10 protein-coding genes are annotated in these 11,989 nt (G+C 31.3%); 1 reads left to right on the top strand and 9 read right to left on the bottom strand.

Going from position 1 to position 11,989, the window contains the following annotated elements; genetic code table 11:
• Positions 1-135 precede the first annotated feature (135 nt).
• From HX088_RS13005 to HX088_RS12965, 9 genes are all read right to left on the bottom strand, one after another.
• Positions 136-543, bottom strand: a complete 408-nt coding sequence (locus tag HX088_RS13005; protein WP_286484371.1) for a DUF4184 family protein — start codon at positions 541-543, stop codon at positions 136-138.
• A gap of 39 nt (positions 544-582) precedes the next feature.
• Complete coding sequence (locus HX088_RS13000; RefSeq protein ID WP_286484370.1) at positions 583-3,300, bottom strand: COG1470 family protein; 2,718 nt, start codon at positions 3,298-3,300, stop codon at positions 583-585.
• A 102-nt stretch (positions 3,301-3,402) separates the two neighbouring features.
• On the bottom strand, positions 3,403-4,428 hold the full coding sequence (locus HX088_RS12995; protein WP_286484368.1) for a hypothetical protein: 1,026 nt from the start codon (positions 4,426-4,428) through the stop codon (positions 3,403-3,405).
• Positions 4,418-5,251, bottom strand: coding sequence for a fimbrial biogenesis chaperone (locus tag HX088_RS12990; protein ID WP_286484367.1), 834 nt, complete (start codon positions 5,249-5,251; stop codon positions 4,418-4,420). The genes HX088_RS12995 and HX088_RS12990 overlap by 11 nt, the downstream gene beginning before the upstream one ends.
• A 22-nt stretch (positions 5,252-5,273) precedes the next feature.
• Positions 5,274-5,819, bottom strand: a complete 546-nt coding sequence (locus HX088_RS12985) for a hypothetical protein (RefSeq protein WP_280050052.1) — start codon at positions 5,817-5,819, stop codon at positions 5,274-5,276.
• Between the two features lie 169 nt (positions 5,820-5,988).
• Complete coding sequence (locus HX088_RS12980) at positions 5,989-6,852, bottom strand: helix-turn-helix domain-containing protein (RefSeq protein WP_286484366.1); 864 nt, start codon at positions 6,850-6,852, stop codon at positions 5,989-5,991.
• Between the two features lie 228 nt (positions 6,853-7,080).
• Positions 7,081-7,824 carry a deoxyribose-phosphate aldolase gene (gene deoC, locus HX088_RS12975; protein ID WP_286484365.1) on the bottom strand — a complete coding sequence of 248 codons (744 nt, stop codon included), beginning with the start codon at positions 7,822-7,824 and terminating at the stop codon, positions 7,081-7,083.
• Between the two features lie 9 nt (positions 7,825-7,833).
• The gene (locus HX088_RS12970) at positions 7,834-8,307 is read right to left on the bottom strand and encodes an Lrp/AsnC ligand binding domain-containing protein (protein WP_225539142.1); all 474 of its coding nucleotides are present in this window, start codon (positions 8,305-8,307) and stop codon (positions 7,834-7,836) included.
• A 27-nt stretch (positions 8,308-8,334) separates the two neighbouring features.
• Entirely contained in the window at positions 8,335-9,282 is a 948-nt protein-coding gene (locus tag HX088_RS12965; RefSeq protein WP_260541800.1) for an endonuclease/exonuclease/phosphatase family protein, read from the bottom strand.
• 353 nt (positions 9,283-9,635) lie between these two features.
• Between HX088_RS12965 and HX088_RS12960 the strand changes: the two genes are divergently transcribed.
• Entirely contained in the window at positions 9,636-11,846 is a 2,211-nt protein-coding gene (locus HX088_RS12960; RefSeq protein ID WP_260541799.1) for an NADP-dependent isocitrate dehydrogenase, read from the top strand.
• Positions 11,847-11,989: the final 143 nt, after the last annotated feature.

Here is an 11,989-nt window from a genome sequence, read left to right as displayed (position 1 = left end):
ATTTAGCACTTGGCTAATCATTGGGGGCTAGCCCCCAATGATTTAATTTGAGTTGCACTTATTTGTTGAACTTAGATCCTTTTATTTCGAAATTATTGAAAGGAATTTGAAACCAAGTTTCCTCTAAAGCTGGAATTAATTTCGTAAAATATCCCATTCGTGGGTGAAAGCATCCCAAAAAAGATGCGAATAAGCTCCTATTATAATTGAAAGAATCACAATTATCCAATGTTTTTTAAAATAGTAAATCCAATCAAAATTTAGAAATTGAGCAAATCGTTCTTTTAAAAAAATTGGTAAATGATGAATTAAAATATTTCGGACAAATAGGTGAAAAACGAAACAATAAATAAGAGCAATTGGTAAGTCAAAATACAAAACACCCCAGAACAAATGACTGTGCGTCGCTATAATCTCCATTCGAGAGAAATATTCTAAATCTGGCGACATCGAACCAATGATTAATCCCGTCATCGAAAACCAATTCGATTTTAGTTTTTTTAGCGGAAGAATAATTGCTGGATGGCAAAAAGTTAGTGGCATTTAGAGTTTATTTTGATGCAAAGTAAATCAAAATATCCATTAACTACCAAAACGTTTGATGTTAACTTTTCGTTCCTTAATTTTCAGAATAAGCGGTTCATATTCTGTATTTTGTTCCTTTTCTACCGTTATTTTATTCAAATATGTTTTTGCATAAACATGTTCTGGTAAACTATTTTCAACAAGATGAAATGTATAATTTCCGACAGGTAAAAAAGCTGTATATTCACCTCTATCATTTGTTTTAACTGTAAAAATCTGTCCATTTTCGTGATTAAAAATCAATGTAAATCCGAATAAATTTGCCGAAACCTGATACTCCAAATTTGAAGATAATTCATACTCAACTTTTCCTCTCACAATACCAGTTTGTTGCATTGGAATAGAAATAGAAGTCGTTTTCGCATTAATATTAACCGCGTAATCTTGTGCAAACCATTTTTTTCCAGGAAGTTTGATTATATAATTACCATAAGGAACTTTTTTATACTTGATATTTCCTTCTAAATCTGTAATAAAATTCGTTTCATTTATCTTTACATTACGACTATCAGCCACTTTATCACCTTCATCAAAAATACCATTTGCATTGTAATCATAAAACACAAACAAATTCAATGTTCCGTCTTTTACATCTGTCACAGTGCGTTTCGCAGGCAAATTATATTGAACACCAACCTTCAAATAAGTTTGTTTGCTATTCAATGTTTTCGAATCGTAATGACTAAAATTCGCTTGTGTACTCACAATAAAATTATCAATTGGTTGATAATCCACAGAAGCTCCAAAAGTTAGGGTATTTCCAAAATTTTTGTCAATATTATAATAAGTAGAAACTGCCGTATTCAATTTTTTCTGAAAAAAGCTTTGACGAAAACTCGCCGAAGTTGTAAAACGTTCTAATTGATGATTTAGATTATTCGTCGAATAAACCTCTGCAATCATCATACTTCCTCGTTGATAAATTGAGTTTAACTGAAAGTTTTTCACATTCCACGTTAATTGTCCATAAACAATTGGATCAACCTTACTCAATTCGTTTAGCTCAGAAAATCCTCCCAAAGCATTCAACACCAACTGATGCACACGAGAATTAGACAACCAAGTAAATGTTCCGTTTAAATAAGTCGATTTAAAATCCATCGGCATGTACGTAAACGTCTCATAATTCAGAGTATTTGATTTTTCTATATTGAATTTTGGAGAAATCGAAAGATTAAAATGATTTGCTAATTTGAACGAAATTCCCGTCTCAAAACGTAACGTTTTCGACTCGTTTGCTTGCATATAATTAATCAAATACGGATCGATAGATTTCGGATTGTTATTGGTAACCGTTAACGAAGACCACAACGAAAATTTAGAAAACGTTCGTTGAAAACGCTGATTAAGATACAATGCTCCACGTCGTGTCCCCGGATAATATCCTGAGCTGTAATAATTGGAACTATAAAAATCAAATTTACCAATTGTTCCAGAAACATTTGCAGAAATCGATAATGAATTTTCAACATCATTTGTCTCTTTAAATTTTGACAAACCATACCCAAATTTCACTGAATGATTCCACTTATTTGGTGTAACCCATTTGTAACCATTTGTCAAAATAAAGTTCGTTGTAGAATAAGTTCTATCAAACAAAGCTGTTGTTTCTAATTCGTTTTTATCTTTTATTAAAAATCGTCCATTCGCAAAAGTTGTGTTGCTATTCTTGAAAACATCGTTCGTCAAATCATCTAATAAATTGTAATTTTTTTCGACCGTTCCGACTACAATTCGGTTATCATTCTTATCATAATTATTAAACAACATCACTCCACGTCCGTTAACTGGAATATCAAAATCGTTGTTATTGATTGATCCGATTAAAATTCCTTTGTCTTTGCGTTGATATTTCACCCAAGAATCTGTCAAAACCATGTCTTGATTCTTATTCCAAGTTGTTCCATTAATATTATATGCAAATTCATTCAACCCAACCGAAAATTCTTGATGAGCCATTAAGTTATAATTCGCATTAGCAGAATTAATATCGCGAGCAGTTAATCGAACATAATTTGAAGAAAAATTGGTCCAATTCTGATTTAGCATTGTTGGATCTATATACACACGATTGGAACTTGCATTCTGAATGGTAAAAAACACATTTCCTGCAAAATCTTTGGTCGTTGTATAACCCGAAACATTTGCCTGAAAACTTTCAATTTTCATCATATCTCGGTCTACATATTTAGAAAATCGAACAATTTTTTCTTGAAAAGCTTCAACTATAAGTCGTTTGTTATTATAAGTATAACTTCCTCTGAAATCAGGAAGTACATTGGTTAACAAAATTTCTTCGGCTTGATTTCCCATATTCATTACTTTTAATTCATAATGAATAGAATCTCCTTCTTGACGGTAAAAAATATTACTCTGGACAGGAAAAATTTTGATGTTTCTCTTTTGCAAAACAACAACTGAAGTAACAGATTTTCCTATTTCTTTTTTACTTAAAAAATCAATAATACTGAATTCTAAATCTAATTTTCCAGCCATTTGCGATTTACTCACCGTAAATTGCATAGGAATAAAAGCCTTCTTGTTTGGATTGATTTTTATTTGAAGATTATCTTGCGAATACGATCTTATAGCCGAAGGGATTTTAAGTGCCAGACGAGCATTTATCGTATCATTGGTTGTATTTTCTAATTGAAGAATAACAGAAAAGTTGTTGCTATCTTCTAATTTAACTTCTTTTATTGTACTAAATTTCAATCCGTTATTTATTGTTTGAGCACGCAAATTTTGTCCGCTAACAAGCATAAGCAGAATAAAAAATACGCTCCGAAAATAATTGATTGAAAAGAACATATTGTTTTACAAAGGTGTAATCGTGTACAACAAAGAAGTTGAATAATTCCCAGGTTTGCTATTCAAAATTTTATTATCCGACGGAGTTGTAGAATAAATAATATTATACTTTTTTGAAGCTGTTTTAGAACTATTCGTCATCAATGATTGATTGTAATTTGAAAGTTTTATAACCTTAGAAAGATTATTTGTTTCGGTGTCTTTTATCTGAACATTGATTGAATTTAATTCCAAATTCTGGGCATCACTCGATTGTAAATATTGATTAAGCGACGAAACTTGAATATCGTAAGCTGTATCAGAAGAAACAATTAAGCCGTTTTGATATTCTTTCTTCACACCATTTTTATAATCTTGTATCGTGTTGAAAACCAATTCTCCATTTACAGCAGAACCATCGACCGCAATAGAAAGCGTTTGAACTGGTTCGTAATTTCCGTTTGGACTAATTTGCATTTCAATCGAAAAAAGACTTGTTCCAATCACGGTTCCAAATTCATTTAATAAAGAAAACTCTAATTGAATAGGATAATTATTCCATGATTTCAGAGGATTTAGATATGTTCCTGCATCAATCACAATATCATAATTCAAGACAATTGCACCATATTTTCCTACTGGTGTTGCAATTGTTAAAGGTGAACTTCGGATAAAATAATTTGGAGAAAAACTCATCGCAATGTTATTCTGAATAACTCCTAATTGATTTAGCGTAGGATAATTCTCTGAATAATATTGAGAAGTTGTATAATTATTGAATTTCAATTTCAGTTTATCGACAGGAAATTCTTTTTTCTGAGAATTTACAATAGGCGAAACAACACGCGCAACTAAAGACCAATTTTTATAATTTAAAGCACCAGACATGTGCATTTCTACAGCCACAATATTAGTCGCCGTAACTCCGCTACTTCCATTTACTTGCACCCAACCGTTATTGTGCGCATTAATCGTAAACTGAGCAGACACTGCCATTGTCAACAATACTGTAATTGTTGAAACTATTTTCTGAAACAAATTATTATTTATCATTTGAGAACGTCAATTCAGCAATTTTCAATTGATCATCTTTCTCAAAACTTAAAGTTGAGGTAACAATATACGAACCTTTTGGCAAATCCTTTGGCAATGGTATATATACAATTCTTTTATCATTTGGTAAACTATAAAAAACTGCATCTTGCAATTTTATTTGTTGACCATTTTCTTGATTAATGATTTCATTTCTAATCGTTCCTTCACTCCAAACATTTCCTTCATTCGAAATATTTAGCACCAAACGATTTTCAGTTTTATCGTAAACAAAATTTGTAAACTCTACATTTGTATCACGTGCAATATTTAATCGTTGATAAATTTTGACACCTGTACGAATGGAAATTTTAATATTTTCTCCACTTTTGTTTTGTCCAGCAATCGGATTTGTTTGCGTAATGTACATCATCGTAGTATGCACACTTTCTGCATTTATCTTTTCTGGAACTTGCATCAGAACTTCTATTTCTTTCGATTCTCTTGGCAAAAGTGTAAATGTATTACTTGGTAAAACTGTAATCCAGTTTGCATTACTTGTTGGCAAAGTATTGATTTCAGAAACTACATTAGCTCCAAATTCATCATACTTCCAATCCTTAAAAGAAACAGACAACTCTAATGTATGCACATCGCTTACATTGGTTACCAAAATCTTTTTACGCTCAGACTCACCAGGATTTAACGCAAAATAAGTCCTTGGTGGACTTACAGAAATACCTGATTGTGCACTAATCTTAGTTGAAATGATTAATGCTAAAAAAGAAACGATTGTTAAAAAACGAAGAACTTTCATAAGCAAAACAGAAGTGATATTTTTCAATACCACTTCCTATTTTTTTATATTATTGTGCTTCTATTGTGTAAGTTACAGTAGTTGTATACACGTTAGGATTCTCAACATTATAATATTTGTTTACATAATCGTTGTTTCCTTTTCCGTTATACGCAACGTTGAATTTTAAATCTGTACCACCAACTGTACTAGAAATCAAGTTTTTGTCTGATTTATCTAAAACAACTTTACTGAAAGAAGATGAATTTAATACATTTCCAGTACCTAAAGTCGCTTGTAAATTAATTGTATTAGCTGCAATGTTATCTGTTGTAGAACCTTTTGTAAAAACTAAGTTTTCATTTTCAGATTTTACTTTTACAGCAAAACCACCAGTACTATATACAATTAAGTGGTCGTTCATAGTTTTTGTAACACCGTTAGAATAATCTTCTTTTGTTTGATATTCTAAGTTAACTGTATTATCAGTACCAATAAGAATAGTTTGAATTGGGTATAATTTTACATTCAATGTTGCTGAAGCTGTTTTTTGAGCTAAAGCCATTCCAGAAACTAATGCACAGAAAATCGTTAAAATAAATGCTAATTTTTTCATCATTTTATAATTTGTTAAAAATTTATTAAAAAATATTTGTTAAATAATCTGGTAGTTTATATATTTAAGATTGGTTATTCTCAAATGCGATTGCAAATGTAGAAGTTGTTTTTGTTCTTAAAAGATTAAATCATACCAAAAGATGATGAAAAACGACATTTCTAACTATTTAATTCGGAGTACTTTGTCTGAATTTAGTCGGAGAAATCCCAGTATTTTTTTTGAAAAACGCCGTAAAATTGGTCTCTTGGAGGAAATTGAGTTCCAGCGCAATGTCTTTTATTGACATTTTTGAGTTGACTAATAAAATCTTTGCATTTTTCATCAATTCTTCCACAATCATTTCTTTTGCTGTTTTTCCAAAAACGATTTGAGTTGCTTTATCTAACCTTCTTTTTGTAATAAAAAGTTTATCAATGTAAAAAGATACTTGTTTGTTTTCATTGACATTTTCTTGCAAAAGTTTTTTGAATTTAGTTGCCAACTCTACATCAAAATCATCTTGTATAAATTGGCTCTGCATATCAAATGTTTCCATTTGACCATTGATAATAATACGTTCCAAAAGATTATGAGCAAGCTTCATATCTAATTCATTTTCGAATGCAGTAAAGAAATATTGCAAATAATTAGCCTCAAAAATTGGCGCAGAACAAATTGTATTCTCAACAATATTTATGATATCTCGCGAAAAAAGTGTAGAATTTTCTAACTTCAAGTTCTCTTCGATTGATTTCGAATAAAATTCTTGTTTAAAAACAATATAATAAGCATCAGTACGAGTAGTTTGTTTCACAAATTCTTGAGAGATATTGGGAGCTATAAAAAGAAAATGGTTTTTAGGAATCGAATATTCTTTTCCATTTATTTTATGAACAAATTTTTTAGAACCAGACCAGATTATTCCAAAATACTCATCAACAGATAACTCTTTTCTCAATTTTTCTGTATGTAGGATATCATTCAATTCAAATGCAGTTATACCTACATCAAAAACCAAATTATTATAAACTTTACGATTATTCAACAACATACGTCTATACTATTTTATCAGTGTTATCAATGCAAAATTACGACCATTTTTAACCAAATTAATTGATATAAATCAAGTTATAATTTTAGTGCTCCAAAAACAATAAAATACAATATGCTATTTAAGTATTTTAAAAAATTAACTAAAAAAGAAAGCTTATTTTTAATGAATAAAAAAAAGTCTCATAAAATATTGAGACTTTTAAATGTATTATAATGTAGAAATTTTCTAATAACCTTTTGCTCCTTGCTCTCCTTTTACAATCGCCAATGCAGACGATGTTCCAATTCTTTTCACGCCTAAAGCGATCATTTTTTCAGCTTCTTCTGTTGTGCGAACTCCGCCAGAAGCTTTCACTGGAAGCGAACCTGAATTTTCAAGCATTAATTTAATTACATGTTCGTTTGCACCATTTGGTTCTCCATTGTCTGTTTTATAAAAACCAGTCGAAGATTTAACGAATACTTTTGATGCGTATTCATCTCCAATTTTATTCAAAACAATATCACGAATAAGTTGCGTAATTTCAACAATTTGTTCGTCCGATAAAGCAGCAGTTTCTATAATCCATTTTACAACTTTACCTTCACGTAAAGCTACTGAAGTAGCAGATTCTACTTCCTCTCTTACTTTATCAATTTCACCTTTTTTGAACGCTTCGTAGTTCACTACAAAATCTAATTCATCAGCTCCATCTGCAATCGCTTTTTGCGCTTCTCTCAACTTTTCATTCAAATCGTAATTTCCCTCTGGAAAACCAATTACAGTTCCCAAAACAACTTTCGATTTTTTCTCATCCAATAATTCACGAACTGATCGTACATAATCAGGACGAATCATCACCGCATAAATCTGATTATCTATGGCTTCTTGCGCCAATTGGTGCACCATATCTAATGTATCAGAATTCGAAATACCTGCTTGTTCAGGCGTTTTAAGATACGTCGAGTCTAAATATTGATTAATATTCATCTTTGTATATTAAAGTTTTATTTGTCTATCTATCGGTTGCTCCAACGAAATGATTGTTTCTGTTCGCGTTACACCATCAATTTGCTGAATTTTCTTGTTCAAAACATTCATTAAATGAAGGTTATCACGACTCAGAATTTTCAAGAAAATCCCATAATTTCCCGTTGTAAAATGAGCTTCGACCACTTCTGGAATTTCTTCCAAAGCTTTAACGACTAATTTATAAGATGAAGGTTTATCCATAAAAACCCCAACAAAAGACATTGTAGAATATCCTAAAATAGATGGATTAACGATAACTTTTGTCGAATTAATCACACCCGAATTTTCTAACTTCTTTATACGTTGATGAACCGCTGTATTTGATATTCCTAATTCTTTTGCCAATTGTGACACAGGAATATTAGCGTCATCCATAAAAGCATTCAGAATCAATTTATCAATTCCATCAATCTCTACTTGACCATTTTCGTGGATTCTCACCTTTTCTAAAATTAAACCGCTACAAATTTAATATTTTAAAATGGTATAAACGGGAAAATGATCGCTATATCCACCGAAATATTTTCCACCAACAAAAGTTCTAAATGGCAAACCGCTTGATTTCCCGCCACTATTCTTCAGAAAATTCGCATCAAAAATAGCTGTTTTGATGTATTCTAAATTTGATTGTGAAGTTAAAAATCCTTGCGAGAAAAGTTGCTGATCAAATAACATCCATTGCTTTTTAAAGATCATAGAACCTCTTTTATACGATTGTAGACTGACCATTGGATTGAATAATTCTTTTCTGCTTATTTCTTCTTGTTTAGAACGAGTATCCAATTCATCAATTAAGTCAGAATTTGTTGGAGAATCATTAAAATCTCCCATCACAACAATTTTTGCCGAATAATTTTCGGTTAACAAATCGTTAATTCTTTTTCGAATCGTTTTTAAAATATGTTGACGTTTTAATTGATTGACTTCTTTATCAATTTTAGAAGGCAAATGAACAATAAAAATATGAATAATTTCGCCAATTAAATTTCCTTTCACATATAAAATATCTCGTGTATAAGATTTTGTATCATACTGATCTTTAAAGATAAATCTAATTGGTTCGCTTTCTATAACTTCAAAAAATTGTTGACGATAAATTAATCCAACATTTATTTTTCTTTCGTCTAATGATTTATATAAAAGTGTTTTATAATCACCATCTTTCAAAAAATCATTTTGAATCAAATCTTGCAAAACCTCTTCATTTTCAACCTCAGCCAAACCAACCAAACATGGTAATTCATTTGTTTCTAATTTTCCAATTTTAGAGATGCAGAATGCAATCTTTTTCACCTTTGTATCATAACGATTATCTTTCCATTTGATAAAATTACTGGGCAAAAAAGATTCGTCTGAAGATTTAGAATAAAAATTTTCGACATTATAAAATGCGATTGTCACTAGATTTTGTTTCAAAAGAATTGTTTTTATGCAAAATTAAGAAAGAAACTAAGTGTATAAAAATTGGTTTCTTAAAAAGAATTAAATAGACAGCTCTTTCAAAAGTGAAATTATACATGAAGTTGAAAAAAAAAACAGTAAAAAATTATCAACTTGAACAATTTTGTTTCAATAAATTATCAACTTGACGACCTATCAAAAATCATGTTAAAAATTATACTAAAATTAGTGTAAATGATTGATTTAAGGTCAACTTAATCTGTTAAATATTGTATATTTGCAAAGTTTGCATTTTCTGCATTCAAAATTGAAAAAATGTATTTTTAATTGACTATTATTAAAATAGTCTCAAAAAAATTTAAAACATAATGTCAAAAATTCATTACACACTTACGGATGAAGCTCCGATGTTGGCAACTCACTCATTTTTGCCAATCGTACAAGGATTCACTAAAACAGCTGATATTACAATCGAAGTTCCAGATATTTCTTTAGCTGGTCGTATTTTAGCTAATTTCCCTGAATTCTTAAAAGAAGAACAAAGAATTCCTGATGCTTTAGCAGAATTAGGAGCTTTGGCGACTACTCCGGAAGCAAACATCATTAAGTTACCTAACATTTCGGCTTCTGTTCCTCAGTTAGACGAAGCAATTGCTGAATTGCAAGCGAAAGGTTTTGCTGTACCAAATTATCCAGCTGAACCAAAAAATGAAGATGAAAAAGCAATCAAAGCTAGATACGGAAAAGTTTTAGGTTCTGCTGTAAACCCAGTTTTACGTGAAGGAAACTCTGACCGTCGTGCACCAAAAGCTGTTAAAAACTATGCAAAAGCTAATCCTCACAAAATGGGAGCTTGGGCTACAGACAGCAAAACAAAAGTTGCTTATATGAAATCTGGTGATTTCTATGGTACTGAAAATTCAACTACGTTAGAAAACGCAACTGAATATACAATCAAATTTTACGGAGAAGATGGTTCTGTTCAAGAATTAAAATCAGCAGCACCTTTAAAAGCTGGAGAAGTAATTGATTCTTCTGTAATGAACTTAAACTCTTTAAGATCATTTGTTCAAGAAGCGATTCAAGAAGCAAAAGATAAAAACGTATTGTTGTCTGCTCACTTAAAAGCAACAATGATGAAAGTTTCTGATCCAGTTATTTTTGGAGCTATCGTTGAAACTTTCTTCAAAGATGTTTTCGTAAAATATGCTGATACTTTCAAAGCATTAGATATTAATCCAAACAACGGTTTAGCCGATTTATTCGAAAAAATCAAAGGTCATGCGCAAGAAGCAGAAATTAAAGCTGCTATCGAAGCTGATTTAGCAAATGGACCACGTGTTGCAATGGTGAATTCTGATAAAGGAATTACAAACTTCCACGTTCCTTCTGATATTATTGTTGATGCTTCTATGGCTGCATTAGTAAGAAACGGAGGTAAAATGTGGAACAAGGATGGTGCTGAAGAAGATACTGTAGCAATTATCCCAGACCGTTCTTACGCTGGTTTCTACGAAGCTGTTGTAGACGATATGAAAGAAAATGGAGCATTAGATCCAACTAAAATTGGTACAGTTCCTAACGTTGGTTTAATGGCTCAAAAAGCTGAAGAGTACGGATCACATGATAAAACTTTCCAAGCTCCTGCAAATGGAACAATCAAAATTGAAGATGCTAACGGCAACACTTTATTAGAGCAAAAAGTTGAAGCAACTGATATTTTCAGAATGTGTCAAACAAAAGATGCACCTATCCAAGATTGGGTAAAATTAGCAGTTAACAGATCTCGTTTATCTGATACACCTGCAATTTTCTGGTTAGATAAAGAAAGAGCTCACGATCAACAAATCATCAAAAAAGTTGAAAAATACTTAGCTGATCACGATACAACAGGTTTAGATATCCGTATCATGGACGTTAAAGATGCAATGAAAGAAACATTGAAACGTGCAAGAGAAGGAAAAGATACAATTTCTGTTTCAGGAAACGTATTACGTGACTATTTAACAGATTTATTCCCAATTTTAGAATTAGGAACTTCTGCTAAAATGTTATCTATCGTTCCATTGATGAACGGAGGTGGATTATTCGAAACTGGTGCGGGTGGATCTGCTCCAAAACACATCGAACAATTCGTAGAAGAAGGTTACTTACGTTGGGATTCTTTAGGAGAATTCTTAGCTTTACAAGCTTCTTTAGAGCATGTTTCTCAAACGCAAGGAAATGCAAAAGCACAAACTTTAGCTGATGCTTTAGATGAAGCAAATGCAAAATTCTTAGCAACTGATAAATCTCCAGGACGTAAATTAGGAACTATCGATAACCGTGGATCTCACTTTTATTTAGCTATGTATTGGGCAGAAGCTTTAGCAAACCAAACAGCAAATGCTGATTTAGCAGCTAAATTCGCTCCAGTAGCAAAAGCAATGCAAGAGAATGAAGCAAAAATTAACGAAGAATTAATTGCAGCACAAGGTCAACCACAAGAAATTGGAGGTTACTACAAAGCTGACTTCGTTAAAACAACTGCAGCAATGCGCCCATCAGCGACATTAAATGCAATTGTAGACGCAATCTAAGATTTCGAAAACAACTAAACATAAAAAAAGCCTCCAAATTTGGAGGCTTTTTTTATGTTTTACTTTTGTCCCGTCCTGAAATAGCGATACAAAAAAGAAATCGTTATTATGGAAGAAAGAAGCAATTATGTCAAACGTACTCA

Source organism: Empedobacter sp. 225-1, assembly GCF_030328185.1.
GTDB lineage: Bacteria > Bacteroidota > Bacteroidia > Flavobacteriales > Weeksellaceae > Empedobacter > Empedobacter stercoris.
Note: the sequence above shows the minus strand (reverse complement) of the source record. Positions and strands in the feature narration are given on the sequence as shown.